Source organism: Paucibacter sediminis, from assembly GCF_030254645.1.
GTDB lineage: Bacteria > Pseudomonadota > Gammaproteobacteria > Burkholderiales > Burkholderiaceae_C > Paucibacter_B > Paucibacter_B sediminis.
The window spans coordinates 1,287,912-1,313,101 of the sequence record NZ_CP116346.1 but is presented as its reverse complement, the minus strand read 5'-3'; the positions used below and the strand labels follow the sequence as shown (position 1 = coordinate 1,313,101).

Below are 25,190 nucleotides of genomic sequence, written 5' to 3'. Positions count from 1 at the left end.
GCCATGACGGTTCTGAAGAACCTCCATCAGGAGCTCTCGCGCTTTCGCTTCCGCGTGCTTGCGGCGGCGGGCTTCGTGCTGTTCTGCTTTGCCCTGCTGGCGGCGCGCCTGGTGTTCCTGCAGGTGGTGCAGCACGACACCCTGCTGGAGCGCGCCGAGTCGAACCGCGTCACGGTGGTGCCCATCGTGCCCAACCGCGGCCTCATCAAGGACCGCAACGGCATCGTGCTGGCCAGCAATTACTCGGCCTACACGCTCGAGATCACGCCCTCCAAGGTGCTCAATCTGGACGAGACCATCGACGCGCTGGCCGGCGTGGTGGAGATCCAGGGGCGTGACCGCCGCCGCTTCAAGCGGCTGATGGAGGAGAGCAAGAATTTCGAGTCCCTGCCGATCCGCACCAAGCTGACGGATACCGAGGTCGCGCGCTTCGCCGCCCAGCGCTTCCGCTTCCCCGGCGTGGAGATCAAGGCGAGGCTGTTCCGCAACTATCCGATGGGGCAGGTGGGCGCGCATCTGCTGGGCTATATCGGCCGCATCAACCAGGCCGAGAAGAAGGCCATGGAGGATTGGCCCGAGGAGGAGCTCTCCAACTACCGCGGCACCGAATACATCGGCAAGCTGGGCCTGGAGCAGGCCTACGAGAAGGAGCTGCACGGCAGCACCGGCTTCGAGGAAATGGAAACCAGCGCCGGCGGCCGCGCTGTGCGGCGCCTGGCGCACCAGCCGCCCACGCCCGGCAACACGCTGATGCTGTCGATCGACATCCGCCTGCAGGCCCTGGTGGAAGAGCTCTACAAGGACCGCCGTGGCGCCCTGGTGGCGATCGACCCGCGCAGCGGCGAGGTGCTGGCCTTCGTCTCCAAGCCCACCTTCGATCCCAACCTGTTCGTCGACGGCATCGATGCCGACAGCTGGCGCGAGCTCAACGAGGACATCGACAAGCCGCTGCTGAACCGCGCGCTGCGCGGCACCTACCCGCCCGGCTCGACCTTCAAGCCCTTCATGGCGATGGCGGCGCTCAACAGCGGCAAGCGCGGGCCCAGCGTGATCGTGCAGGACAATCTGACCTACAGCTTCGGCGGCCGCACCTTCGGCAGCCCGGAGACCGACCGGCCCGGCCCCAAGGACATGCGCCTGGCGATCGTCAGCTCGTCCAATGTCTACTTCTACAGCCTGGCCAACGAGATGGGGGTGGACCTGATCCACGATCAACTGGAACCTTTCGGCCTGGGCCGCAAGACCGAGATCGACGTGCAGGGCGAGGTCACCGGCGTGCTGCCCTCGCAGGACTGGAAGCGCCGCTACTTCGCCAAGAGTCCGGCGAATCAGAAATGGTTTCCCGGTGAGACGATCTCGCTGGGCATTGGCCAGGGCTACAACAACTTCACCATGTTGCAGATGGCCACCGCCGTGTCGACCCTGGCCACCGGCGGCCAGCGCTACAAGCCGCGCCTGGTGCGAGAGATCGAGGATGTGGTGAGGCATGAGAAGCGCCGCATCGCCAGCGACGCGCTCGAGCCCCTGCCGCTCAAGCCCGAGCATGTGGAGGTGATCGTCAACGCCATGAACGGCGTGACGATCGAGGGCACCTCGCGCGCCGCCTTCCTGGGCGCGGCCTACCGCAGCGGCGGCAAGACCGGCACGGCCCAGGCCATCGGCCTGAAGGCGGGCGAGAAATACAGCGCCATCAAGGCCGACGAGCACAAGCGCGACCACTCGCTCTACATCGCCTTTGCGCCCGTTGAGGCGCCCACCATCGCGCTGGCGGTGATCGTGGAGAACGCCGGCTTCGGCTCGACCTCGGCCGCGCCGATCGCGCGCCGCGTGTTCGACTATGTGCTGACCGGCCAGTACCCCAGCGAGGAGGACATCGCGCTGACCCAGCAGGGCAAGACCACCGCGCCGGTGGGCCAGCCGCGCCCGGTCGCGCAAGTGCCCCTGCCAGGGGCGGTGCCGGCGGCCGCCAGCGCAGCGGCATCGGGAGCCTCGCGATGAATATTGCCTTCAAGGCCCCCAGCCTCTGGCAGCGCCTGCGGCCCTGGTTCCAGGGCTTCGACCTGCCGCTGCTGCTGGCGATCGCCTGGCTGATGGGCCTGGGCCTGCTGTGCATGTACTCGGCCGGCTACGACCATGGCACGCGCTTTGTCGACCATGCGCGCAATATGCTGCTCTCGCTCGCCATCATGTTCCTGATGGCGCAGATACCGCCGCAGCGGCTGATGAAGCTGGCCGTGCCGCTCTACAGCGTGGGGGTGGCGCTGCTGGTGGCGACGGCGCTGTTCGGCGTCACCAAGAAGGGCGCGACGCGCTGGCTCAGCATCGGCGTGACGCAGATCCAGCCCTCCGAGATCCTGAAGATCGCGATGCCGCTGATGCTGGCCTGGTGGTTCCAGAAGCGTGAGGGCCTGTTGCGCCTGCCCGACTTCGTGGCCGCCTTCGTGTTGCTGGCGATTCCCGTCGGCCTGGTGGCCAAGCAGCCGGACCTGGGCACGGCCATCCTGGTGCTGGCCGCCGGCCTGTATGTGATCTTCTTCGCCGGCCTGTCCTGGAAGCTGATCGTGCCAGCCATCGCCATCGGCGCCATCGCCATCACGGCGCTGGTGATGAGCGAGGATGCGATCTGTCAGCCCGAGGTGAAATGGCCGGTGCTGCGCGAGTACCAGAAGAACCGCGTCTGCACCCTGCTGGACCCGACCAAGGACCCGCTGGGCAAGGGCTTCCACATCATCCAGGGCGAGATCGCGATCGGCTCGGGCGGCGTGACCGGCAAGGGCTTCATGAAGGGCACGCAGACCCATCTGGAGTTCATCCCCGAGCGCACCACCGACTTCATCTTCGCCGCCTTTGGCGAGGAGTTCGGCCTGATCGGCGCGGCGGCCCTGCTGCTGGGCTTCAGCGCCCTGATCCTGCGCGGCCTGATGATCGCCTCCGAGGCGCCGACGCTGTTCTCGCGCCTCATGGCCGGGGCCATCACGCTGAGCTTCTTCACCTATGTGTTCGTCAACATGGGCATGGTGTCGGGCATCCTGCCGGTGGTGGGGGTGCCGCTGCCCTTCATCAGCTATGGCGGCACCGCCATGGTGATGCTGGGGCTGAGCCTTGGCATGCTGATGTCGATCTCCAAGAGCCGGCGCTTCATGCACCGCTGAGCGGAGGCTCCTCGCCCTTCAGCACATGGGCCTGGAAACGGATCGTGAAGCGCGCGCCCGGGCCCATGCCGTCGGGCTCCACCATGCCGGGGCGGCGCGGCCGCGCCTCGTCCAGCGTGACCTCGGCCTCGTGCTGCTGGGCGATCTCGCGCACGATCGCCAGGCCCAGGCCCGAGCCGTCCACATTCGTGCCGAGCGCGCGGTAGAAGGGCTGGAACACCTTCTCGCGCTCTGACTCTGGAATGCCAGGTCCGGAGTCTTCCACCTGCAGCACGCAGACCTGGCCGAACGGGTCTTCCACTACCCGCACGGTGATGGTGCCGCCGGCCGGCGTATAGAGCAGGGCGTTGTCCACCAGATTGCGGATCAGCTCGCGGATCAGCAGCGGATGGCCCAGGATGCGCAGCGCGCTGCTGGCCTCGTCGGGGCCCTCGTAGCCGAGGTCCAGGCGCTTCTCCATCGCGCGCGGCACGAAGTCGCGCACCGTCTCGATGGCCAGCTCGGGCAGATTCACCTCGCTGCGGCGCGCCGCATGCTCCTGGTCTTCGGCCCGTGCCATCGCCAGCAGCTGGTTCACCATGTGCGCGGCGCGCTGGCTGGAGAGCGAGATCTGCTGCAGCGAACGTTTCAGTTCGCCGGGCGAGCTGCGGCCCTCGTCGATCTCGCGCTGCGCAAACTCGGCCTGGGTGCGCAGGCCGGCCAGCGGTGTCTTGAGCTGGTGCGCGGCGTCGGCGAGGAAATGCTTCTGGCTGCTGATGGACTGGTCCAGGCGCTCCAGCAGGTCGTTGATGGCGCGCACCAGCGGCGCCACCTCGTCGGGAATGCGGCGCTCATCGATGGGGCTGAGGTCCGAGCTCTCGCGCGAGCGGATGCGGCGCTGCAGGTCGTTCAGCGGCGCGATGCCGCGCGCCAGCGCCAGCCACACCAGCAGCACGGCCAGCGGCAGGATCACGAACTGCGGCAGGATCACGCCCTTGATGATTTCGTTGGTGAGGCGCGCGCGCTTGCCCAGGGTCTCGGCCACCTGCACCAGCATGGTCTTGCCGCTGGGCCCCATGCCTTCGGGTACCACCCACAGATAGGCCACGCGCACGTTTTCGTTGTCCACCTCGTCGTCGCGGAAGTGCAGCTCCCAGGGCACGATGGTCTCGTCGGCGGTGGGCACGGGCAGGTTGCGATCGCCGTTCAGGTACTCGCCGCGCAGCCCCAGCACCTGGTAGTAGATGGTGTCGGCCTCGTCGGCGCGCAGCAGCGCCGCGGCCTCGGGCGAGAGCGCATAGCGCGCGCTGGCCTTGCCGGCGCGCGGCTGCTCGGCCGCCACCTGCAGGCCCAGCGAGCGTGCCATCTCGCCCAGCTCGCGGTCGTAGGGCTTGCTGGCAATGCCCTGCGCCACCAGCCAGGTCAGCGCCACGCTGATGGGCCAGATCACCAGCAGGGGGGCGAGCATCCAGTCGAGGATCTCGCCGAAGAGCGAACGTTGCCCGGTATCAGCGGCCATGCATGACGCCGGGGGTCAGGTCTTGACTTCCTGGATCTTCTCCAGGCAGTAGCCCAGGCCGCGCACCGTGGCGATGCGTATCGGGCCCTGCTCGATCTTCTTGCGCAGGCGGTGGATGTAGACCTCGATGGCGTTGTTGCTGACCTCTTCGCCCCATTCGCACAGGCGCTCCACCAGCTGATCCTTGCTGACCAGCCGGCCGGCGCGCTGCAGCAGCACCTCCAGCAGCGAGAGCTCGCGCGCCGAGAGCTCCACCATCTGGTCGTTGATGTAGGCGACGCGGCCGGTGGCGTCGAACGACAGCGGGCCATGCTTGATGACGCTGGACGCGGTGCCCAGGCCGCGCCGGGTGAGGGCGCGTACGCGCGCTTCCAGTTCCTGCAGCGAGAAGGGCTTGGCCATGTAGTCGTCGGCGCCCAGGTCGAGGCCCTTGACGCGCTGCTCCACGCTGTCGGCCGCGGTGAGTATCAGCACCGGCACCGAGGTGCCGCGCGCGCGCAGCTTGCGCAACACCTCCAGCCCGTGCAGGCGCGGCAGGCCCAGGTCCAGAATCACCAGATCGAACTCATGCGAGGCCAGCGCGGCATCGGCCTCGGTGCCGGTGCCCACCTGGTCCACGGCATAGCCCGAGGCGCGCAATGAGCGCAACAAGCCATCGGCCAGCACTTGGTCGTCTTCAGCGATCAGGATGCGCATCTTGTCTCCATGGGCCGGGGCAGGGATGCCGGCGCCTGTCCCTCATTCTATGGAGCCGCCCGCTTGCCGGCGGGCTTCGCATAAACTACTGTACGAATATACAGATTGCGCCATAATGCGCGCATCAACCGGAGAGCATTCATGGACGCCCCTGTCAAAGCCATCAACACCGAGAAAGCCAAGGCCCTGCAGGCCGCACTTGCCCAGATCGAAAAGCAATTCGGCAAGGGTTCCATCATGCGCCTGGGCGAGGGCGAGGTGATTGAAGACATCCAGGTGGTGTCCACCGGCTCGCTGGGCCTGGACATCGCACTGGGCGTGGGTGGCCTGCCGCGCGGCCGGGTGGTCGAGATCTACGGCCCGGAGTCCTCGGGCAAGACCACGCTGACCCTGCAGGTCATTGCCGAGATGCAAAAGCTCAGCGGTGTCTGCGCCTTCATCGACGCCGAGCATGCGCTGGACATCCAGTACGCGCAAAAGCTCGGCGTGAACCTGCAGGAGCTGTTGATCAGCCAGCCCGATACCGGCGAGCAGGCGCTGGAAATCGTCGATGCCCTGGTGCGCTCGGGTTCGGTGGACCTGATCGTGGTGGACTCGGTGGCCGCACTGACCCCCAAGGCCGAGCTGGAAGGCGAGATGGGCGACTCCCTGCCCGGCCTGCAGGCCCGCCTGATGAGCCAGGCCCTGCGCAAGCTCACCGCCACCATCAAGAAGACCAACTGCATGGTCATCTTCATCAACCAGATCCGCATGAAGATCGGCGTGATGTTCGGCAGCCCCGAGACCACCACCGGCGGCAACGCGCTGAAGTTCTACGCCTCGGTGCGTCTGGACATCCGCCGCATCGGCTCGATCAAGAAGGGTGAAGAGGTGATCGGTTCCGAGACCAAGGTCAAGGTGGTGAAGAACAAGGTTGCGCCCCCCTTCAAGACCGCCGAATTTGACATCCTCTATGGCGAGGGCATCAGTCGCGAGGGCGAGATCATCGACATGGGCGTGGTGGCCAAGGTGGTGGAGAAGTCCGGCTCCTGGTATGCCTACAACGGCGAGAAGATCGGCCAGGGCAAGGACAACGCGCGCGAGTTCCTGCGCGAGAACCGCGACGTGGCCATCGAGATCGAGAACAAGGTGCGTGAGTCCATGGGCGTGCCGTTGCTGACCGAGAGCGAGGCGGGCTGATCGGCACTGGCAGGCGGGCATGGTGCGCGGGCAGCCGCTGTCGCTGAAGGCGCGCGCCATCGGCCTGTTGGCACAGCGCGAGCACAGCCTGGCCGAATTGCGGCGCAAGCTCGTGCGGCTGGCGCGGCAGCGCCTGGCCGAGGCGACCCAGCCCGGCGCAACGGAGTCGCCCGATCCGGCCGAGCATGACGTGGGCGCGGAGGTCGATGCCCTGCTGGTCTGGCTGCAGGCCCAGGGCTATTTGAGCGAGGCACGCTTTGTCGAATCGCGCATCCATGCCCGCAGCCAGCGCTATGGCAATCTGCGCATTCAGCAGGAGCTTGCTCAGCATGGGGTGCAGCTCGAGGCCGAGCAGCAAGCCAGGCTGAAGGACAGCGAACTCGAGCGCGCGCGCCAGATCTGGCAGCGCAAATTCGGCGGCGCGGCGCCGCTGGATGCCGCGGCCCGCGCCAAGCAGATGCGTTTTCTGGCCGGCCGGGGCTTCTCGGCCGAGGTGATACGCCGCGTGCTGCGCGCGGACGATGAATAGCCGGTGCCAGGGCTCCAAGCGGGCTTGATGTGGCGCAAGCTGGCGCCAGGAACGCCCGGCCAAGGTCGGTGTTGACAGCCTCGTGAAAGCCTTGATGCAGCGCAGCATGCTACATTGGCGCCCTGCGCAAGGCGTGCCCGCCGGCCTCTGAAGGCCTGCGGGCTACATTTTTGCGCCACTGCCGTCCACGCGTTTCATGTCCCTGCTCACCCCTTGTCCCGAGCGTCAGCTGCTGCACCGTCGAAGCATCGACGTGCAGGTCTATGCGCGCGCCGATGGCCTCTACGATGTCGAGGCGGAGCTCAAGGACAGCAAGACCCGCGACATTCCCCTGGCCCATGGCGTCCGCAAGGCGGGCGACCCGGTGCACGACATGCTGTTGCATCTGGTGGTGGACGCGCAGCTGAACATCCTGTCCTCCAGTTCGCAGACGCGCTGGATGCCTTATCCCGGGCATTGCGACCAGCATGGCGAGGCCTATGGCCGCCTGGTCGGCCTGAATCTGCTCAAGGGCTTTCGCGCCGAGGTCAAGCAACGGCTGGCCGGTGTGCATGGCTGTACCCATCTCACCGAGCTGACCCAGGTGCTGCCCACCGCGGTGATCCAGGCCTTTGCCGGGCTGGTGATCGACACCCGCGAAGGCTCGGCCGATGGTCAGCCGCCCTTCCAGCTGGATCGTTGCCATGCACTTCGCAGCGACGGCGCGGTGGTGCAAACTCATTACCCTCGCTGGTATCGCGGCGCGTCGGCTCGGCCGGACGCGCAGGCGCTGCCCGCATCTTCCTCTTCCTGATTTACCTCTATCCATCAAGCGAGACCTCCCTATGAAGATTCACGAGTACCAGGGCAAGGAAATCCTGCGCCAGTTCGGCGTGCCGGTGCCCCGCGGCATCCCGGCCTTCACCGTGCAAGAAGCGGTGGAAGCCGCGCAAAAGCTCGGCGGCCCGGTTTGGGTGGTCAAGGCGCAGATCCACGCCGGCGGCCGCGGCAAGGGCGGCGGCGTGAAGCTGGGCCGTTCGCTGGAAGACGTGAAGGCGCTGGCCGAGCAGATCCTGGGCATGCAGCTGGTGACGCACCAGACCGGCCCGCAAGGCCAGAAGGTCCGTCGCCTCTACATCGAAGAGGGCGCCGACATCAAGAATGAACTCTATGTGTCGCTGGTCACCGACCGCGGCACGCAGAAGGTGGCCTTCATCGCTTCGAGCGAGGGTGGCATGGACATCGAGGAAGTGGCGCATTCCACGCCCGAGAAGATCCTCACCGAGCTGATCGACCCGCTGGTCGGCCTGACGGTCGAGCAGGCCAAGAAGATCGCCGCCGGCATCGGGCTGAGCGGTCACTCGGTGGACCAGGCCGTCGATCTGTTCCAGAAGCTCTACAAGTGCTACATGGACACCGACGCCTCGCTGGTCGAGATCAACCCGCTGAACTGCGATTCCAAGGGCAATCTGATCGCCCTGGACGCCAAGTTCAACTTCGACGCCAACGCGCTGTTCCGTCATCCCGAGATCGTGGCCTACCGTGATCTGGACGAAGAGGATCCGGCCGAAGTGGAAGCCTCCAAGTTCGACCTGGCCTACATCAGCCTGGACGGCAATATCGGCTGCCTGGTGAACGGTGCCGGTCTGGCGATGTCCACCATGGACACCATCAAGCTGTTCGGCGGCGAGCCGGCCAACTTCCTGGACGTGGGTGGTGGCGCCACCGCCGAGAAGGTCACCGAAGCCTTCAAGATCATGCTGAAGAACCCCGAAGTGAAGGGCATCCTGGTCAATATCTTCGGCGGCATCATGAAGTGCGACACCATCGCCGAAGGCGTGATCACGGCCTGCAAGGCGGTGAACCTGTCCGTGCCGCTGGTCGTGCGCATGAAGGGCACCAATGAAGAGCTGGGCAAGAAGATGCTGGCCGACTCCGGCCTGCCCATCATCGCTGCCGACACCATGGCCGAAGCCGCGACCAAGATCGTGGCCGCTGTTGCCTGAGTCTGCCTAAAGCCCCGCAAGGAAAGAAATCATGTCGATCTACATCAACAAAGACACCAAGGTCATCACCCAGGGCATCACTGGCAAGACCGGCCAGTTCCATACCCTGGGCTGCCAGGCCTACGCGAACGGCAAGAACGCCTTCGTCGCCGGCGTGAACCCCAAGAAGGCCGGTGAGAAGTTCTCGGACATCCCCATCTTCGCCACCGTCAAGGAAGCGGCCGCCCAGACCGGCGCCACCGTCTCGGTGATCTATGTGCCGCCCGCCGGCGCTGCCGCCGCGATCTGGGAAGCCGTGGAAGCCGACCTGGATCTGGCCATCTGCATCACGGAAGGCATTCCCGTCCGTGACATGCTGGAAATCCGCAACAAGATGAAGGCCAAGGAAGCGGCCGGCGGCAAGAAGACCCTGCTGCTGGGCCCCAACTGCCCCGGCCTGATCACGCCGGAAGAAATCAAGATCGGCATCATGCCCGGCCACATCCACCGCAAGGGCCGCATCGGCGTGGTCTCGCGTTCGGGCACGCTGACGTACGAAGCCGTGGCACAGCTGACCGAAATCGGCCTGGGCCAATCCAGCGCCGTCGGTATCGGTGGCGACCCGATCAACGGCCTCAAGCACATCGACGTGATGCAGGCCTTCAACGACGATCCGGATACCGACGCCGTCATCATGATCGGTGAAATCGGTGGCCCGGACGAGGCCGAAGCCGCGCGCTGGTGCAAGCTGAACATGAAGAAGCCGGTGGTCGGCTTCATCGCTGGCGTGACCGCCCCTCCCGGCAAGCGCATGGGCCATGCCGGCGCGCTGATCGCCGGCGGTGCCGACACGGCCGATGCCAAGCTCGCCATCATGGAAGAGTGCGGCTTCACCGTGACGCGCAATCCGTCCGAGATGGCCAAGCTGCTGAAGGGCCTGCTCTAAGCCGGCCGGCCCGGCCTGCGGGGGTGCGTACTATCACGCATCGGCGCGCAGGCCAGGCACCAGACAATCGTGGCGCCGCCAGGCGCGCGAACAAAAAGAGGGGCGCCACAGCCCCTCTTTGCATTTCGGCCGCCAGCGTCCGCATGGACGCCCAGGCTTTAGACTGGGCGATCTGAACCAGGATCCTTACCGCATCAGCACACACCATGGACATGCTGTTCAGTCCCGAATTCTGGCTTGCCGTCGGCCAGATCATCATGATCGACATCCTGCTGGGTGGCGACAACGCCGTTGTGATCGCGCTCGCCTGCCGCAAGCTGCCGGACGCGCAGCGCACCAAGGGCATCATCTGGGGCACGGCCGGCGCCATCGTGCTGCGCGTGGTGCTGATCTTCTTTGCGCTGACCCTGCTCAAGCTGCCCTATCTGAAGCTGATCGGTGGTGCGCTGCTGTTCTGGATCGGCATGAAGCTGCTGGTGCCGGAGGATGAGGACGAACATGCCAGTGTCCAGGCCAGCGACAAGCTCTGGGCCGCCGTCAAGACGGTGATCGTGGCCGACTTCGTGATGAGCCTGGACAACGTGATCGCGATCGCCGGCGCCGCCGAGGGTGCGGGTGGTGATCACAAGATGCCGCTGGTGATCTTCGGTCTGCTGGTGTCGATCCCCATCATCGTCTGGGGGAGCCAGATGGTGATCAAGCTGATGGACCGCTTCCCCGTCGTGATCACCGCCGGTGCCATGCTGCTGGGCTGGATCGCCGGCACCATGATGCTGTCCGATCCGGCGCTGAGCCCCTGGCTGCCCCTGCCTCCGGGCAGCGAACGCAAGGCCATCTCGGACGTGCTGCCGCTCTGGCATTACGCCAGCGGCGTGCTGGGCGCGCTGCTGGTGCTGGCGCTGGGCAAGCTGTTCGCGGCGCGCGCCGCGGGCGAGCAGGGCTGAGTTTCGCGCTCGAGCGGAGATGCCATGAACGCGCCCGGCTTCTGGAAACGCATTCTTGGCCGAGCCGAGCAGCCGGAGTCAGAGCCATCCACCCAGCCCGAGCTGCACCAGTCCGCCAGCCTGGTGCCGGGTTATGTGTTGGGTGAGGAAATCGGCCGTGGCGCCATGGCCGTGGTGCACAAGGCCACCCAGAGCAAGACCGGCCGCCAGGTGGCGATCAAGCGCCTGGCCCTGCAGCGCGAGTTTGCGCCCGAGGACCTGATCGATGTGCGCGAGCGCTTCATGCGCGAGGCGCGCGCGGCCGGCCATCTGCAGCACCCGGACATCCTGCAGATCCTGGACGCCGGCGAGGTCGGTGGCGACACCTGGATCGCGATGGAATATGTGCTGGGGCGCGACCTCAGCCACTACACCCGCCCCGGCCAGTTGCTGCCGGCCCGTGAAGTGCTGCAGCTGGTGATTCGCCTGGCGCGTGCGCTGGCCTACGCGCACAGCCAGGGCGTGGTGCATCGCGACATCAAGCCGGCCAATGTGATGCTGGATCGGGTCAGCAGCAGTATCAAGGTGATGGACTTTGGCATCGCACGCCTGGCCGACGGCAGCCGCACCCGCACCGGCCTGGTGCTGGGCACGCCCTCCTTCATGTCGCCCGAACAACTCGCCGGGCTGAAGGTGGATGGCCGTAGCGACCTCTATTCCCTCGGGGTGATGCTCTACCAGCTGCTGACCGGGCAGCTGCCGCACCAGAGCGACTCGATGGCGCAGCTGATGTACCAGATCGCCAACCAGCCGGCTCCGGATGTGCGCCACCTGCGACCCGACCTGCCCGAGTCCCTCGCGATGGTGCTGGCCCTGGCGCTGGAGAAGCGCCCCGAGCTGCGTTACGCCAGCGGCGAGCAGTTTGCGGCCGACCTCGAAGCCGTGCTGGCTCAAGGGGGGCTGACTGGCGCCCTGGATGGGACTGCCCCAGCCGCCGGTGCGGCCGCCAGCGAGGCGCCGCCGGCCGACGGCAAGGCGTTCGCGCAAACACTGCGTCTGGATCTGAACGATCCAGGGCAGAATCCCTAATCAATCCCCAGACCTGCCCAGCCGACATGACCTTGGAGCTCTACTGCGCGACCGACGTGGGCCGCGCGCGCGACAACAACGAAGACTCGGTGGCCCTGGACGAAAGCGTCGGTCTGGCCGTGCTGGCCGATGGCATGGGCGGCTACAACGCGGGCGAGGTGGCCAGCCAGATGCTGACCTCCTTCATCAAGGCCGAGCTGGGCCGCTGGCTCAAGGAGGCCGGTTCGGCCGCTGCGGTGGCCGATGTGCGACGCGCCATGGACATCTGCGTGGACAACGCCAACCGCGCCATCTTCAACGCTGCTAATACCAATCCGCGCTATGCCGGCATGGGCACCACCCTGGTGCTGGCGACCTTCCGCGAGGGCCATCTGCTGCTGGGCCATGTGGGCGACTCGCGCGCCTACCGCCTGCGTGCCGGCCAGCTGACCCAGATCACCCGCGATCATTCGCTGCTGCAGGAGCAGCTCGACGCCGGGCTGCTGACGCCGGAAGAGGCGGTGTTCTCCAGCAACAAGAACCTGGTGACGCGCGCCGTCGGGGTGGAAGACGCGGTGATGCTGGAGCTGCATCAGCACGAGGTGCAGCCCGGCGACGTCTACCTGCTGTGTTCCGATGGTTTGTCCGATATGTTGGACAGCGAATCCATCCAGCAGTTGCTCTTAAGCTACCCTTCGCTGTCCGAAGCGGCCCAAGCGCTCATTGATGCAGCCAATGACATGGGTGGCAAGGATAATATTGCGATCGTATTGGCCAGGGCCGAGGGGCGCACCCGTCAGGGTGGCCGGGCCTGGTGGCCGTTCGGACGCAAGCAGTAAGCAAAAAAGCAAACAAAGCCTCGCCCGTGGCGCTGGCGGCACAAGCCGCGGTTCATTGGGCGCAACAACAGACTGAGGTCAAAGCATGGGCAAGCTGGTGGTTTCGCTCGACGGCGTGGTGATCAAGGAGGTCCAGATCACCAAGGACAAGACCACGCTCGGGCGCCGGCCGTACAACGACATCGTGATCGACAATCTGGCGGTCAGCGGTGAGCATGCCGTGCTGCAAATGGTGGGATCCGATGTCTTCATCGAGGATCTGAACTCCACCAACGGCACCTACATCAACGGCAAGGCGATCAAGAAGCAGCTGCTGGCCAACAACGACATCGTCGAGGTCGGCAAGTACAAGATCAAGTTCCTGATCGAAGACAACGCCGATTACGAGAAGACCATGATTCTCAAGCCCGGGGCGACGCCGCCCTCGGGTTTCGGCCTGCCTTCCTCGTTTGGAGGCCTGGCTCCCGCCGCCAGTGCGGCCACGCCAGCCTCCATCAAGGTGCTGAATGGTGCCGCCGCGGGCCGCGAGGTCAGCCTCACCAAGGTCGTGACCACCGTGGGCAAGCCGGGCGTGCAGGTGGCCTCCATCACCAAGCGGCCCAGCGGCTATGTGTTTGCCCATGTCGAAGGCGCTTCGCGACCGACCGTGAACGGCCTGCCGCTCACGGGCGAATCGGTGGCCTTGAAGAGCGGCGATGTGATCGAGTTGGCGGGCACGCAGATGCAGTTCCTGCAGGGCTGAGCGTGCAGCTTTTCACGCTGGGCTTTGCCGGCCTGCCGTGCACCCCAAGGGGTGAGGAAAAACACCAACTTCCTGCCTTGCGGCTTTGGCCCAGGGGCGTAAATTGCGGGGCTGACCACCGCTACCCTCGGGTAGCGTTCCCGGGCCCCTGATGGGCTCGTCTCCAGAGCCCCTCATGAAGATTCGCGTCCTGGGTTGTTCCGGCGCCATCGCCGCCGGTTTCAAGACCACCTCCTTCCTGCTCGATGAGGACGTTCTCATCGACGCGGGCACCGGTGTGTGCGACCTCGATCTGGAGGCGATGGCGCGCATTGATCACATCCTGCTCAGCCATTCGCACCTGGATCATGTGCTGGGCATACCGTTGATGGCGGATGCCGTGATGCGCCAGCGCACGCAGGCTGGGCGCCCGCCCATCCAGGTCCATGCCCTGCCGCAGACCCTGGATGCCTTGCGACAGCATGTGTTCAACGGCGTGATCTGGCCCGATTTCACGCGGCTGCCGGATCGTGAACACCCCATCCTGCAGTTCCATCCCTTCGCCGTCGGCGAGCGCCTGGAATTCAACGGGCGCACCGTCGAGGTATTGAGTGCAGCGCATACCGTGCCTGCCGTGGGCTTTGCCGTCGATGGCGGCGCGGCCGGCCATTGGGTCTTCACCGGCGACACCGGCCCCAACCCCGCGCTCTGGCAGCGCCTGGCCGGGCTCAAGCTGGCGCATCTCGTCATCGAGACGGCGTTTGGCAACGAGGAATGCGAGCTCGCCGAACTCAGCCGGCATCTCTGCCCGCGCATGCTGGGTCAGGAGCTGGCAAAGCTGGCCGGCAGCGCCGACGTGCACATCACCCATATCAAGCCAGGCGAGATTGCCGCCGTGATGGCCGGCGTCCACGCGCTCACAACCGCACACCGTATTGCGGCGCTGGAGGCCGGGCGGGTGTTCAGCCTGGGCTGACGAAAGCTGTCAGCCGCGGGGCGATGGGACCGAATACGTCGGTCGGACTGACGAAAATTGTCAGCGCTGCCCGCCAAGTCCCCGGTGGTCCGTGACGCGCATCACGAAAGTGGCCCGAATCCAGGCTGGCACGACCCCTGCATTCAAGGGGGGTGTCTCTACCCCTCAATCCTTTTCTTGTACGGAGTTGTCTATGAAGCGCGTTCAACAAGGTTTCACCCTGATCGAACTGATGATCGTGGTCGCCATCATCGGTATCCTGGCTGCTGTGGCACTGCCGGCTTATCAGGATTACACGACCAAGGGCAAGGTTTCGGAAGCCGCATCGCTGGCCGCCGTGGCGATCAAGAATGCCCAAGTGATGTTCAACGACGGAACCCTGACCAACGGTGCGACCAATGCCGATTTCGGCCTGGACGCCACGCCGACCAACATCAGCGGCAAGTACGTGAAGTCGGTGACCGCTGCTGGCACGGGTGTTGGCACCGCCACCGTGTCGATGGAGATGCAAGGCACGGGTAATGCTCTCGTGGACACCAAGACGGTTGTGTACACGATCACCTGTACCGCGGGTCAAACCTGCAGGACCACGGTCGACGGCACGGTTGCTTCGAAGTTCCTGCCGAAGACCTGATGCTGCATAGCTGATGTCTATGCCGAGGCATAGACTCTGACAAGGCGACCTGTATAGGTCGCCTTGTTTGCTTTTGGGTTGTCAATTGGGCGGGGCTACAGTTGCATCTTCTTGCGGCGTACTCGAGGCGGTGACAGGCATGGTGGCAAGGCAGAAAGGATTCACGCTTGTGGAAATTTTGATCGCGCTGGGCGCGCTCGGGGTTCTGCTGGCCTTGGCCACGGCGTTCTACCGTGATTTCGTGAGCAAGGCGCGCGTCGATGAAGCAGTTGGCGTTGCCCAACCTGTCATGCTGGCGCTGGGGGAGGCGTGCACCGGGCGTTACCTGGATGGTGCCGATCATGCGAAGCTGGGGCTGCCTCCGGCCACGGCCTACGATACCCCGAAGGTGGTTCAGTCCATTTTGGCCGAGGGCTTGAGTTCGCAGTCTGCTCGCATCACTATCACCATGAAGGCTTTTGGCGACGTCACCGCAGGTAGTACCTTGGTCTACGCCGGCGCATGTTCTGCGATGGGCTTGCGGTGGAGTGTCGATCCAAGCAGCACATTGGCGCCGAAATTCTTGCCCAAGGCTTGAGCCGATTCCGGTGACCACGCTCGGGGCGCCCGGCGGAGCTGATATCGTGCCGCCGATGAAATCGCTCAAAGAGACCGAGATGGGGTTGTCGCCGTTTTTGTTGGCTTTGCTGGCGTGCGCGCTGCCGCCTTTGTTGGCCTACAACCTGACACCCTCCGCCACGCTCTTCAATCAACTCATGGCCGTCGCAGGCTGGGGTTTGCTGGTCTCGGTTGCAGCGACGCGTGCCTCCCGGCTCGATTGGCGGGCGTCTCCGGCTGTAGGGGCGCTGTGTTTGCTGGCACTGGCGGCATTGAGCTCCCCGGTGCTCCATATGCAGCCGCAATCATTGGCACTCTCCAGTGCCGCGCTCTTGCTGGCCGCAGCAGTCACCGCAACCTTGGCCGCGGCCTTGCCGGTGGTGGATAAGCGCATGTGGCTGCAAGCCTTCATGTGGGGGCTGCTGCTGGCGGGGTTGGTCAGCGCCTTGGTCAGCTTGGTGCAGGTCTTTATGCCGGATTGGGCGGATGGCAATTGGATTGCTCGCTCAGGCATTGCCGGACGCGCCGTGGGCAATATGCGGCAGCCCAATCACTTGGCAAGCTTGCTGATTTGGGCGTGTGTGGCGGCGGTGGCTTTGGCGGAGGTGTGCGACAGGCCGAGGGCGGCCCGTGTTCGGGTGTCCCTCGCGCTGGGCGCGGTGTTGTGGCTGCTGGTGCTGGCCATGCTGTTGAGTGCATCTCGAACCGGCATGTTGGCGGTGCTTCTATTGGCTGCATGGGGTGCGTTCGATCGCAGGCTCACAGGAGGTACGCGTGTCTTGTTGCTGAGCACCCCGTTGATGTTGGCCTGCAGCTGGTGGCTGGTGTCGGACTGGGCCAGCGCAGGCCAGCATGCATTCGGGGCTGAGTCGAGGTTGGCAGAGGGAGCGGGTTCGCCGTCGCGGTTGGCGGTCATGTCCAACGCTTGGGCATTGCTGAAGCAGCACCCGCTGGCCGGCGTGGGGTGGGGTGAGTTCAACTTGGCGTGGAGCATGACGCCGTTTCCAGAGCGCCCGGTTGCTTTTTTCGATCACTGCCACAACCTGCCTCTGCAACTGCTCGTCGAGTTGGGTTGGCCGATGGGGCTGCTGGTCCTGGGTTTGCTCACATGGTCACTCGGGCAGGCATTTTTCGCGAGCTTGCGTGCCGACGGTCCGGATGCGGTGATGCTTCGCTGCGTCTTCATGCTGGTGCTCATGATCGGCCTGCATAGCTTGCTCGAGTATCCGCTTTGGTATGCCTACTTCCTGTTGCCAACGGCATTTGCGCTGGGGCTGAGCCAGGGGTGGTCGGCACCGGTGGTATCGCGCCGCCTGCCCAAGGCAGCAATGCAATTGGCCGGCGTGCTGATGCTGGCGGGTTCTGCCTACGCCGCACGTGACTACCTGAGCGTGGTCGAGGTATACGCGCCGTCAGCGCATGCGCCATCCCTGGAGCAGCGCATTCAAAAGGCGCAGCAAAGCCTCTTCTTCTCAGCCCAGGCTGACTATGCAGCAGCCACCAGCTTGCCCTCAGGTGCGGAGGCGCTCGAGGCTACTCGTCGTACCTCGCATCAGCTGATTGATGTTCGGCTCATGATGGCTTGGGCCAATTCCCTTCATGCCGTGGGCGATGACGACAAGGCGCGCTACGTGGTACAGCGCCTCAAAGAGTTTCGCAGTGCGCAAGGCGCTGAATGGTTGGCGGCTTGCGATAAGCCATCAGCGGCTGAAGTGTTGCCGTTTCAATGCGAGGCGCCGAGCCAGGTCTACGGGTTTGAAGCACTGCGTTGACTGATAAGAGCGCAGCAACTGCTGCTCTAGAGAAAGTCGCGATAGGTGAAGGTCTTGGAAGATCCGTCGCAAAGTCCGATGGCGCCCTTCTCGGAATCTTTTGGGGCCTCGCATCTTCTTAACCATTCCTTGGCCTCTGGCGCCTGGAATTCCCGCAGTCGCGCAACGAGGTAGCGAGCGCGGTCGATGTCACCGGCGGCTTCAAGGGCTTCAGCCCACGCAATCAAAAGGCGGGCGTCGACGACCAAGTGCGCTGCACGCCTCGCGGCAGGCAGTGTCTGCGCGGACGCTGGGAAGTGCGTCGCGTAGGCGTAGTCCGCGGCCGTACCGAACAGCCAGGCCTGCTGGGCGCGCTCAAACTGCATGTCCGCGGCTGGGAGTTCGTCATAGAGTACGGTCACCCGAGAGTAGTCGAGCAGCATGACCAAGCCGGCCGTGAGTACAAGCGCGCAACTCAGTTGCAAGGTGCTGCACGGCAGGATCTGTGCTTCGGCCGGCGCGGGACGCGGGCTCGTGGGCCGTCCCGAGCACAGCCCCCACAAGAGCGCTGTCGGCAACAGGAAGTACATGTACCAGAGCGGGAACTCCAGCAGGCTGTGGAGGCCAACCAGCGCCAGCATCATGGCCGCGCATCGAAGCGCAACGGCCTCAGCCCCCTGCGCCGCCCGCAGCGATCGGGCCAGCAGCCGCATGCCCCAGATCAACAGAAGCAAGACGCCAAGCCCCATCGGCAGCCCGAGTTCCACGATCAGCTGTAGCGGCAGGTTGTGCGTGTGGTCAAAGGCGACGGGTGAGCGACGAGTGAAGGGCGAGAGCGTCCAAGCCAGATTGAACTCGCCCCAGCCAACACCCAGCAGGGGATAGCGCCGGATCAACTCGATCGCGTCGCTCCATATGGCCATCCGCGCCGGCGAGCCCCCGCCTTCGGTCATTCTCTGGGCAGCGCCAACGGCCTGGTCACCGCCCTGCGTCAGTGCGCCAGCCAAAAACCACGCTCCGGCCAGCAGCACAGGGGTGAATACCAACGCCCGCCTGATGAACACCGGAAGTTTCTTGTCGACACCACCCCAAACGGACAGCAGCAGCAAACCTACCAGGCCGGTACGCGACGCAGTTAGCACAATGGCAAATCCGAAGGTCACCAGCAAAGCCATCACCAGCGGTTTGCTGAGGCGCTGCGTCGCCCCTAGCCAGAGTGCGGACACGAAGGACCAGCACAGCAAGACGGCAACGTGGTTGGGCTGCCTCATGTTTCCGATGGCACGGCCGGGCAGGCTGGTTCGCGCAATCCAGTCGCCATCGGCCCATTGCGGTGCCAGTACTTGAATCACGCACACAAGGGCCAGCATGCTGCCTAGCGTTACCAATCCCGCGGCGAGCATCGAGATCAAGGATTCAGCGTAGCCCGCCTCGCGGCACGCCAGCCCCACCATGAACAGTGCAGCAGTCGCTAGTACGGCGCCGATCGACATCAAGGCCAGCGGCTGGGGCAGTTGGTTCCAGGCGGCGGACCCAATGATTCCGATGGAAAGCACAGCCAAGGCCAGCAGCGTTGGCACGGCGGCAGTAGACCAAACATCGCGCTTGCGCAGCGTCGCGCAGAGCGCAATGGCCAAGGCTGCCCACGCCATCATTGCAGCTGCTTGATTGAGAACGCCGCTTGAGGGCGGCAAGCTGTAGCTGATCATCGGCGGAACGCAGCAAGCTACGAGCGCCAAGCACCAATGAACAGCGGTGTGCATGTTTGGAAGAGAAGAGGGGAGGTTGAAGCGCAAAGAGCTGTCGAGGCTATCTAAAAGTGCGTTGAGCTGAAGTGCTTATGGCGCCTTCCAGTCCCCCGACTTCCCACCCTGCTTCTCCAGCACCCGCACGCCATCGATCACCATGCCGCGGTCGGCGGCCTTGCACATGTCGTAGATGGTCAGCAGGCCGATCTGCACGGCGGTCAGCGCTTCCATTTCAACCCCGGTGCGCCCCAGCGTCTCCACCTGCGCGCTGCAGTGCACGGCATGCCGAGCGGCATCGATCTCGAACTCCACCGCCACGCGCGTGATCGGCAGCGGGTGGCATAGCGGGATCAGGTCGGCGGTACGCTTGGCGGCCTGGATCGCGGCAATGCGTGCCACGCCCAGCACATCGCCCTTCTTGGCGGTGCCCGCGGTGATCAGGGCCAGGGTGGCAGGCAGCATGCGTATCAGGCCGGTGGCGCGCGCGACGCGGTGCGTCACGTCCTTGGCGCCGACATCAACCATATGGGCCTGGCCTTGGGCATCGAAATGGGTCAGCGGTGATGGGGAGCTCATGGCGCGCAGCAATAAAGCAGAAACCTGTGGCCGCTCATCATAGTTGTGGCAGAGTCGTCAGCGACGCTGCCGCACTTGCCCCAGGAGAACTTCGACCGTGTCCCGATTCTTGCGAGCCTTGCAATCGCCGCCGCCGCGCCGCCTCATCGCGCTGGTGGCCGCGCTGGTGGTGTCGTCCAGCCTGAACACCCCGGCCATCGCGCAGGTCAACCTGCCAGCCCTGGGCGATTCCGTGTCGGCGGACGTGGACGTCGGCGCGGAGCGCAAGCTGGGTGATCAGGTGATGCGGCAGATCCGGCCCGATCCCGATTTCCTCGACGATCCCCTGCTGCAGGAGTATCTGGAGGCGACCTGGGCGCCGCTGGTGGCATCGGCCAAGCAGCTCGGCAATATCGGCGAGGACACGGTGGACCGCTTTGCATGGGAGACCTTTCTGGTGCGCGATCGCAGCGTGAATGCGTTCGCGCTGCCGGGCGGCTTCGTCGGCGTGCACCTGGGTCTGATTGCGATGACGGGCGCGCGCGACGAGCTCGCCTCGGTGCTGGCACATGAACTCTCGCACGTGACGCAGCGCCATATCGCGCGCCGCATCGTGGGGGATTCGCGGACCAGCCTGCTGGCCACTGCCGGCATGCTGCTGGGCGTGCTGGCCGCGGCCAAGTCCGGCAACGTCGGCGCCGCGAATGCGGCCATCGTGGGTGGCCAGGCCGCCGCAGCGCAGTTGCAACTGAATTTCTCGCGCGACATGGAGCGCGAGGCCGACCGCGTCGGCTTCCAGGTCATGACCAAGGCCGGCTTCCGGCCCGCCGGCATGGCCAGCATGTTCGAGCGCATGGAGCAGGCCTACCACCTGATGGACACGGGCAGCTACCCCTATCTGCGCTCGCACCCGCTGACGAGCGAGCGCATCGGCGAGGCGCGTGCGCGCCTGGGCACGGGCGAGGTGCAGAGCCTGCCCAATGTGGCCGAGCATGCCCTGCTGGCGGCGCGTGCGCGCGTGCTGATGGACGCGCGTGCCGAGGCCTGGGCGCAGCTGCAGGCGCTGGACGCCGGGGCGCGCCAGGGCCAGGGCTTCGAGCAGCTGGCGGCGCGCTACGCCAGTGCGCTGGCCTCGATCAAGATGCGCGACTGGGCGCGCGCCGAGAGCGCGATCAAGACCGCCAATGTCCTGCTGGACATGCTGGGGCCCGATGCGCGCGCGCGCCGCTTGCTGGTCTATCTGCGCGCCGAGCTAGAAGCCGCGCGCAGCCAGCCCGTGGCCGGCCTGGCCGCGCTGGCGCCTCTGGCCGGCGAGCGCTCGCGACCCATGTTGCTGATGCGCGCGCAGCTGGCGCTGGTCGATACCCGCGAGGCGCAGCTGCGCGAGAGCAGCGAGGCGCTGCAGACCCATGTCAGCCTGCACGCGCAGGATGCCGGCGCCTGGAGCAGCCTGGGCCTGCTCTGGGACAAGCTGGGCCAGCCGCTGCGCGCCGTGCGCGCCCAGGCCGAGGCCCAGGCCGCGATGGGCGATCTCAATGGCGCCATCGACCGCATGCGCTCGGGCCTGCGCCAGTCGCGTGGTCGCGAGGCCGATCAGTTCGAGGCCGCCGTGATCGATGCGCGCCTGCGCGCGCTGCTCTACGAGCGCCGCCAGCTGCTGGCCGATATGTATCCGCGCGGGGCGCCGCCTGGCGCCGAGCTGCCCAATTAGTCTGCGCTGACGAACAGCCGCTCGATCACCACGTCGATGAGCATGCCGCACAGGCTGTAGATCAGCGAGCCAATCAGCGCGGCGGCGAAACCCGTCACCGCAAAGCCGTCCAGCAGCGAGGCGGCGGCCCAGAACATCAGGGCGTTGATGACGAACAGGAACAGGCCCAGGCTGAGCACCGTCACGGGCAGGGTCAGCAGCACCAGCAGCGGGCGCAGCAAGGTGTTGAGCAGGCCCAGCACCAGCGCCGCAATCATCGCCGAGCTGAAGCTCGTCACCTGCACGCCGGGGTAGAGGTGCGCCACCAGCAGCAGGGCGCCGGAGAGCAGCAGCCAACGCGTCAATGTTTTCATGCGGGCAAGCATACAGGCAGGGCCCGACCCCGGTGAGGGGCGCCACCTCAGGGCTTTGCCCTAGGTGGAAGTTTGCGTGAGTTTGATGAAAAGCAAATGCGAACGATTCGCATTTGTTGTAGCATGTCGTCCTGGCAGCCAGACAGGCTGCGCCCGCAAGCCGCCACGACCATGCCTCAAGCCTCTCTCGCGCCCTACGGACCGATGTCTCTGCAGCCGGACCCGCCGCGTGTCGAGCGTGCGCCTGCACGGGCCGTGGCCGCTGCCTTGCCAGCGCTGCCCATGTTGACGCCGCTGCGCTACGAGCCGCAGGCCGGGCGCGGCACGCGCCTCGCCGGTGTGGTGGTGCTGGCCCTGCATCTGCTGGGCATCTGGGCCATCATGCACATCGCGCCGATGCGCGAAGCGGTGCACAAGCTGGCGCCGCTGGTGGTCAGCATCGTCAGCGCACCCCAGCGCACCGAGCCGCCCAAACCCCTGCCCCTGCCGCCGCCTCCGCAGGCGCGCTTGCAGCAGCTGGAGCCGGCCACGCTGATTCCGGTGTTCCAGGTGAACGCGGCAGCAGCGCCCAGCGCTGCTGCAACCCAGGCCGCGCCGCCGACGCCCGCCGCCACGTCGCAGCCCAGCGAGCCCGTCAGCGCCGTGGCGGTGCAGCCGCTCCAGCCGCCCGCGCCCAAGCAGATCGCCGCCGGTGCCGTGCGCTACCTGGTGGCGCCGCCGGTCGAGGTGCCGATGCTGTCGCGCCGCGCCGGCGAGAGCGGTGTGGTGCTGCTGCGCGTGCTGGTCGACGCCCAGGGCCTGCCCAAGCAGATCCTGCTGCACAAGTCCTCGGGCTTTGCGCGCCTCGACGAACAGGCGCTGGCCGCGATGCGGCAGGCGCGCTTCAAGCCCCAGACCGAGAACGGCCAGGCAATCGAATGGTTCGTGATCGCGCCCCTGTCCTACGAACTGGAGCGCTGAGCCCGCCGCGCAAGACCTGACCCTTCTCTTCCATTCAATTCAATCCAATCCCGCTAGCCATGCCGGCGGCGCCTCTGGAGGCCGCCTGGGCAAAGCCATGCCCCAACTCCAGGAGCTCTCTCTCATGACTTCATCCCGCAAGAAAAAAACCACCTCCGGCGCCAAGCTGCTGCCGCTGGGCGCCCTGGCCGCCGGCTTCGGCCTGGCCGGCACGGCCTGGGCCCAGCAGCTGCCGCCTGCCAGCGACGAGGCGGTCGACAACGTGCTGCCGGTGGTGCGCGCCAAGGCCGCGGCCGAGAAGAGCGGCAAGGACGGCTATCAGGCCGTCGAGACGCGCATCGGCAAGGGCAAGCAGGAACTGCGCGACATCCCCCAATCGATCACCGTGGTGACCGAGAAGCTGATGGATGACCGCAACCTCGACACCATGAAGGAGGCGCTGAAGAACACCGCCGGCATCACCTTCCAGGCGGCCGAGGGCGGCGAGGAGGACATCCGTCTGCGCGGCTTCCCGCTGCAGGCCACCGGCGACGTGTTCGTCGACGGCATGCGCGATCCCGCCTTCTACGAGCGCGACACCTTCTTCCTCGATCGGCTCGAGCTGCTGCGCGGCTCGGCCTCGATGCTGTTCGGCCGCGGCTCGACCGGCGGCGCGGTGAACCAGGTCACCAAGCTCCCGCGCCTGATCGACGAGCATCAGCTCGATGTCACGGTGTCGAGCCACGCGGGCGTGCGTGCGGTGGGCGACTTCAATGTCCGGCTGGGCGAGAGCGCCGCGGCGCGCATCGGCACCATGCTGACCCGCTCCGACAACAACGGCGCCGGCTCATCGATCAACAAGGCCGGCGTGGCCGGCAGCCTGCGCTGGGGCATCGGCGAGGTGGACGAGTTCAACCTCGCGCTCTACCACCTGGTGAACAACAACGGCATGAACTACGGCATGCCCTGGATCAAGCCCACGCCCACCGCGCCGGCTGCCAGCACCACCCTGATGCCGGTGTCGCCTGATGCCTATTACGGCATGGCCAGCGACCGCAACGATGGCAGCGCCACCCATGCGACGCTGACGCACACCCACCGCTTCGGCACCCAGCTCGAGCTCGTCACCAAGATCCGCCAGGCCGACTACACGCGCGATCAGCGCGCCGGCACGGTGCGCTTTGCACCGGCGGCGCTGCAGCCGGGCGGCATCGCCGCGTCGCTGGCCAGCTTCGGCCCCGACACCGTGCTCGTGCGCGGCACGCAGCTGAAGATCCAGGACATGCAGAGCCTGCAGGCGCAAAGCGACCTGGCCGGCAAGATCAGCGCCCTGGGTGTCAGGCATGAATTCCAGGCCGGCGCCGACATGTCGCTGGAGAAGAAGCAGGTCTACGGCGCGCTCACCGCTGCGCAGGGTGGGGTGGTGCCGGTCAAGCCGAGCACCACGGTGGGTCGTCCGGACGATGGCGCCGCCATCGACGAGAGCCGGCGCAGCCTGCGCCGCACCAGCGAATACCGCTCGCGCGCCTTCGGCGTGTATGCGCAGGACCTGATCCAGGTGGCGCCGCAATGGAAGCTGCTGGCCGGTCTGCGCTACGACAGCTTGCGCGGCGACTACGACAGCTTTGCCATCCCGAACAATGCCAGCGCGCCGGTCAGCACCAGCAGCTACCGCATGAAGATCTCGGAATGGAGCAAGCGCCTGGGCCTGCTGTTCCAGCCTAACGAGCTGATGTCCTTCCACGCCTCGGCGGCCACCTCCTTCAACACCTCGGGCGATGCCTACTCGCTGGGCGCCGACAACCAGAACCTGCCGCCCGAGCAGTCCATCAACCTCGAGCTCGGCGCCAAGATCGATTCGGCCGATGGCAAGCTGAGCTCGCGCTTCGCGCTGTTCCGCTCTACCAAGCTGCACGAGCGCAACACCGATCCGCTCGTCAATCTGGTCACGCTGTCGGGCAAGCGCCATGCCGCCGGCGTGGAGATGGACTTCAGCGGCCGCCTCACGGCCGACTGGGAGATCTTCCTTTCCTATATGTGGATGCCGGTGGCCAAGATCGACATCAGCTCGGCCGGCAGCGGCGAGATGCAGGGCGACCGCCCCTCGCTGACGCCGCAGCACACCGGCACGCTCTGGACCACCTATCAGCTCAGCCCCAAGCTGCGCGTCGGCGCGGGCCTGAACGGGCGCAGCGGCCAGCAGCCCAACCGCAACCCCGGCTTCTACGCGCCCAAGTTCATCACCGCCGACCTGATGGCCGAGTACGCGCTGATCGCCAACAAGCTGCTGTTCAAGGCGAATGTGAGCAATGTGGCCGACAAGCTCTATGCCGACTCGCTCTACACCGGCCACTATGTGCCGGGCGCCGGCCGCATGTTCCAGCTCACCGGCAGCTACAAGTTCTAGGAGT

General features: G+C 65.9%; 23 protein-coding genes. 18 read left to right on the top strand and 5 right to left on the bottom strand.

What is annotated here, in order from left to right; all coding sequences use genetic code 11:
• Positions 1-3: 3 nt before the first annotated feature.
• Entirely contained in the window at positions 4-1,998 is a 1,995-nt protein-coding gene (gene mrdA / locus PFX98_RS05950; RefSeq protein WP_285234260.1) for a penicillin-binding protein 2, read from the top strand.
• On the top strand, positions 1,995-3,152 hold the full coding sequence (gene rodA, locus PFX98_RS05945) for a rod shape-determining protein RodA (RefSeq protein WP_285234259.1): 1,158 nt from the start codon (positions 1,995-1,997) through the stop codon (positions 3,150-3,152). Before mrdA ends, rodA begins: the two co-directional genes overlap by 4 nt.
• Here the strand turns inward: rodA and PFX98_RS05940 are convergent.
• On the bottom strand, positions 3,139-4,650 hold the full coding sequence (locus PFX98_RS05940; RefSeq protein ID WP_285234258.1) for a sensor histidine kinase: 1,512 nt from the start codon (positions 4,648-4,650) through the stop codon (positions 3,139-3,141). The genes rodA and PFX98_RS05940 overlap by 14 nt on opposite strands.
• A gap of 15 nt (positions 4,651-4,665) precedes the next feature.
• Positions 4,666-5,346, bottom strand: a complete 681-nt coding sequence (locus tag PFX98_RS05935; protein ID WP_285234257.1) for a response regulator — start codon at positions 5,344-5,346, stop codon at positions 4,666-4,668.
• Between the two features lie 141 nt (positions 5,347-5,487).
• On the opposite strand from PFX98_RS05935, the gene recA reads away from it, so the two are divergent.
• The 13 genes from recA to PFX98_RS05870 all read left to right on the top strand — a co-directional run bounded on the left by recA (position 5,488) and on the right by PFX98_RS05870 (position 17,494).
• Positions 5,488-6,525 (top strand): recombinase RecA, encoded by a 1,038-nt coding sequence (gene recA / locus PFX98_RS05930; RefSeq protein WP_285234256.1) that lies wholly within the window; start codon positions 5,488-5,490, stop codon positions 6,523-6,525.
• A 19-nt stretch (positions 6,526-6,544) separates the two neighbouring features.
• Positions 6,545-7,054 carry a regulatory protein RecX gene (locus tag PFX98_RS05925; protein ID WP_285234255.1) on the top strand — a complete coding sequence of 170 codons (510 nt, stop codon included), beginning with the start codon at positions 6,545-6,547 and terminating at the stop codon, positions 7,052-7,054.
• A 196-nt stretch (positions 7,055-7,250) separates the two neighbouring features.
• Complete coding sequence (locus PFX98_RS05920; RefSeq protein ID WP_285234254.1) at positions 7,251-7,847, top strand: DUF2889 domain-containing protein; 597 nt, start codon at positions 7,251-7,253, stop codon at positions 7,845-7,847.
• Positions 7,848-7,878: 31 nt separating this feature from the next.
• Positions 7,879-9,039 (top strand): ADP-forming succinate--CoA ligase subunit beta, encoded by a 1,161-nt coding sequence (gene sucC / locus PFX98_RS05915; protein WP_285234253.1) that lies wholly within the window; start codon positions 7,879-7,881, stop codon positions 9,037-9,039.
• Positions 9,040-9,070: 31 nt separating this feature from the next.
• Positions 9,071-9,964 (top strand): succinate--CoA ligase subunit alpha, encoded by an 894-nt coding sequence (sucD, locus tag PFX98_RS05910; RefSeq protein WP_285234252.1) that lies wholly within the window; start codon positions 9,071-9,073, stop codon positions 9,962-9,964.
• A gap of 206 nt (positions 9,965-10,170) precedes the next feature.
• Positions 10,171-10,908: a TerC family protein gene (locus PFX98_RS05905; protein ID WP_285234251.1), complete on the top strand. Its 738-nt coding sequence runs from the start codon at positions 10,171-10,173 to the stop codon at positions 10,906-10,908.
• Between the two features lie 24 nt (positions 10,909-10,932).
• Entirely contained in the window at positions 10,933-11,976 is a 1,044-nt protein-coding gene (locus PFX98_RS05900; RefSeq protein ID WP_285234250.1) for a serine/threonine-protein kinase, read from the top strand.
• A 26-nt stretch (positions 11,977-12,002) separates the two neighbouring features.
• Positions 12,003-12,794, top strand: coding sequence for a Stp1/IreP family PP2C-type Ser/Thr phosphatase (locus tag PFX98_RS05895; RefSeq protein WP_285234249.1), 792 nt, complete (start codon positions 12,003-12,005; stop codon positions 12,792-12,794).
• 85 nt (positions 12,795-12,879) lie between these two features.
• Complete coding sequence (locus PFX98_RS05890; RefSeq protein ID WP_285234248.1) at positions 12,880-13,536, top strand: FHA domain-containing protein; 657 nt, start codon at positions 12,880-12,882, stop codon at positions 13,534-13,536.
• A gap of 175 nt (positions 13,537-13,711) precedes the next feature.
• Entirely contained in the window at positions 13,712-14,491 is a 780-nt protein-coding gene (locus PFX98_RS05885; RefSeq protein WP_285234247.1) for an MBL fold metallo-hydrolase, read from the top strand.
• A 193-nt stretch (positions 14,492-14,684) separates the two neighbouring features.
• On the top strand, positions 14,685-15,125 hold the full coding sequence (locus PFX98_RS05880; RefSeq protein WP_285234246.1) for a pilin: 441 nt from the start codon (positions 14,685-14,687) through the stop codon (positions 15,123-15,125).
• 139 nt (positions 15,126-15,264) lie between these two features.
• On the top strand, positions 15,265-15,702 hold the full coding sequence (locus tag PFX98_RS05875) for a pilin (protein WP_285234245.1): 438 nt from the start codon (positions 15,265-15,267) through the stop codon (positions 15,700-15,702).
• 55 nt (positions 15,703-15,757) lie between these two features.
• Positions 15,758-17,494: a PglL family O-oligosaccharyltransferase gene (locus tag PFX98_RS05870; protein WP_285234244.1), complete on the top strand. Its 1,737-nt coding sequence runs from the start codon at positions 15,758-15,760 to the stop codon at positions 17,492-17,494.
• Positions 17,495-17,520: 26 nt separating this feature from the next.
• Here the strand turns inward: PFX98_RS05870 and PFX98_RS05865 are convergent, their stop codons facing one another.
• Together PFX98_RS05865 and moaC are read right to left on the bottom strand one after the other, a co-directional pair.
• Entirely contained in the window at positions 17,521-19,182 is a 1,662-nt protein-coding gene (locus tag PFX98_RS05865) for a PglL family O-oligosaccharyltransferase (RefSeq protein ID WP_285234243.1), read from the bottom strand.
• A 129-nt stretch (positions 19,183-19,311) separates the two neighbouring features.
• Positions 19,312-19,797, bottom strand: coding sequence for a cyclic pyranopterin monophosphate synthase MoaC (moaC, locus tag PFX98_RS05860; protein ID WP_285234242.1), 486 nt, complete (start codon positions 19,795-19,797; stop codon positions 19,312-19,314).
• A 97-nt stretch (positions 19,798-19,894) separates the two neighbouring features.
• Between moaC and PFX98_RS05855 the strand changes: the two genes are divergently transcribed.
• Complete coding sequence (locus PFX98_RS05855) at positions 19,895-21,487, top strand: M48 family metalloprotease (RefSeq protein WP_285234241.1); 1,593 nt, start codon at positions 19,895-19,897, stop codon at positions 21,485-21,487.
• Here the strand turns inward: PFX98_RS05855 and PFX98_RS05850 are convergent.
• Complete coding sequence (locus PFX98_RS05850) at positions 21,484-21,840, bottom strand: phage holin family protein (protein WP_285234240.1); 357 nt, start codon at positions 21,838-21,840, stop codon at positions 21,484-21,486. The genes PFX98_RS05855 and PFX98_RS05850 overlap by 4 nt on opposite strands.
• 282 nt (positions 21,841-22,122) lie before the next feature.
• On the opposite strand from PFX98_RS05850, the gene PFX98_RS05845 reads away from it, so the two are divergent.
• Positions 22,123-22,800, top strand: coding sequence for an energy transducer TonB (locus PFX98_RS05845; protein ID WP_285234239.1), 678 nt, complete (start codon positions 22,123-22,125; stop codon positions 22,798-22,800).
• 124 nt (positions 22,801-22,924) lie between these two features.
• Positions 22,925-25,186, top strand: coding sequence for a TonB-dependent receptor (locus tag PFX98_RS05840; protein ID WP_285234238.1), 2,262 nt, complete (start codon positions 22,925-22,927; stop codon positions 25,184-25,186).
• Positions 25,187-25,190 lie beyond the last annotated feature (4 nt).

What these genes read in the sequence shown, in the direction of transcription:
- recA (WP_285234256.1), top strand. Translation starts at nt 5,488, where the DNA reads ATGGACGCCCCTGTCAAAGCCATCAACACCGAGAAAGCCAAGGCCCTG.
- PFX98_RS05865 (WP_285234243.1), bottom strand. Translation starts at nt 19,182, where the DNA reads ATGATCAGCTACAGCTTGCCGCCCTCAAGCGGCGTTCTCAATCAAGCA.
- PFX98_RS05840 (WP_285234238.1), top strand. Translation starts at nt 22,925, where the DNA reads ATGACTTCATCCCGCAAGAAAAAAACCACCTCCGGCGCCAAGCTGCTG.
- rodA (WP_285234259.1), top strand. Translation starts at nt 1,995, where the DNA reads ATGAATATTGCCTTCAAGGCCCCCAGCCTCTGGCAGCGCCTGCGGCCC.
- PFX98_RS05895 (WP_285234249.1), top strand. Translation starts at nt 12,003, where the DNA reads ATGACCTTGGAGCTCTACTGCGCGACCGACGTGGGCCGCGCGCGCGAC.
- PFX98_RS05875 (WP_285234245.1), top strand. Translation starts at nt 15,265, where the DNA reads ATGGTGGCAAGGCAGAAAGGATTCACGCTTGTGGAAATTTTGATCGCG.
- PFX98_RS05845 (WP_285234239.1), top strand. Translation starts at nt 22,123, where the DNA reads ATGTTGACGCCGCTGCGCTACGAGCCGCAGGCCGGGCGCGGCACGCGC.
- PFX98_RS05935 (WP_285234257.1), bottom strand. Translation starts at nt 5,346, where the DNA reads ATGCGCATCCTGATCGCTGAAGACGACCAAGTGCTGGCCGATGGCTTG.
- PFX98_RS05940 (WP_285234258.1), bottom strand. Translation starts at nt 4,650, where the DNA reads ATGGCCGCTGATACCGGGCAACGTTCGCTCTTCGGCGAGATCCTCGAC.
- PFX98_RS05885 (WP_285234247.1), top strand. Translation starts at nt 13,712, where the DNA reads ATGAAGATTCGCGTCCTGGGTTGTTCCGGCGCCATCGCCGCCGGTTTC.
- PFX98_RS05890 (WP_285234248.1), top strand. Translation starts at nt 12,880, where the DNA reads ATGGGCAAGCTGGTGGTTTCGCTCGACGGCGTGGTGATCAAGGAGGTC.
- PFX98_RS05880 (WP_285234246.1), top strand. Translation starts at nt 14,685, where the DNA reads ATGAAGCGCGTTCAACAAGGTTTCACCCTGATCGAACTGATGATCGTG.
- sucC (WP_285234253.1), top strand. Translation starts at nt 7,879, where the DNA reads ATGAAGATTCACGAGTACCAGGGCAAGGAAATCCTGCGCCAGTTCGGC.
- mrdA (WP_285234260.1), top strand. Translation starts at nt 4, where the DNA reads ATGACGGTTCTGAAGAACCTCCATCAGGAGCTCTCGCGCTTTCGCTTC.
- PFX98_RS05920 (WP_285234254.1), top strand. Translation starts at nt 7,251, where the DNA reads ATGTCCCTGCTCACCCCTTGTCCCGAGCGTCAGCTGCTGCACCGTCGA.
- PFX98_RS05850 (WP_285234240.1), bottom strand. Translation starts at nt 21,840, where the DNA reads ATGAAAACATTGACGCGTTGGCTGCTGCTCTCCGGCGCCCTGCTGCTG.
- PFX98_RS05870 (WP_285234244.1), top strand. Translation starts at nt 15,758, where the DNA reads ATGAAATCGCTCAAAGAGACCGAGATGGGGTTGTCGCCGTTTTTGTTG.
- PFX98_RS05925 (WP_285234255.1), top strand. Translation starts at nt 6,545, where the DNA reads ATGGTGCGCGGGCAGCCGCTGTCGCTGAAGGCGCGCGCCATCGGCCTG.
- PFX98_RS05900 (WP_285234250.1), top strand. Translation starts at nt 10,933, where the DNA reads ATGAACGCGCCCGGCTTCTGGAAACGCATTCTTGGCCGAGCCGAGCAG.
- moaC (WP_285234242.1), bottom strand. Translation starts at nt 19,797, where the DNA reads ATGAGCTCCCCATCACCGCTGACCCATTTCGATGCCCAAGGCCAGGCC.
- PFX98_RS05905 (WP_285234251.1), top strand. Translation starts at nt 10,171, where the DNA reads ATGGACATGCTGTTCAGTCCCGAATTCTGGCTTGCCGTCGGCCAGATC.
- sucD (WP_285234252.1), top strand. Translation starts at nt 9,071, where the DNA reads ATGTCGATCTACATCAACAAAGACACCAAGGTCATCACCCAGGGCATC.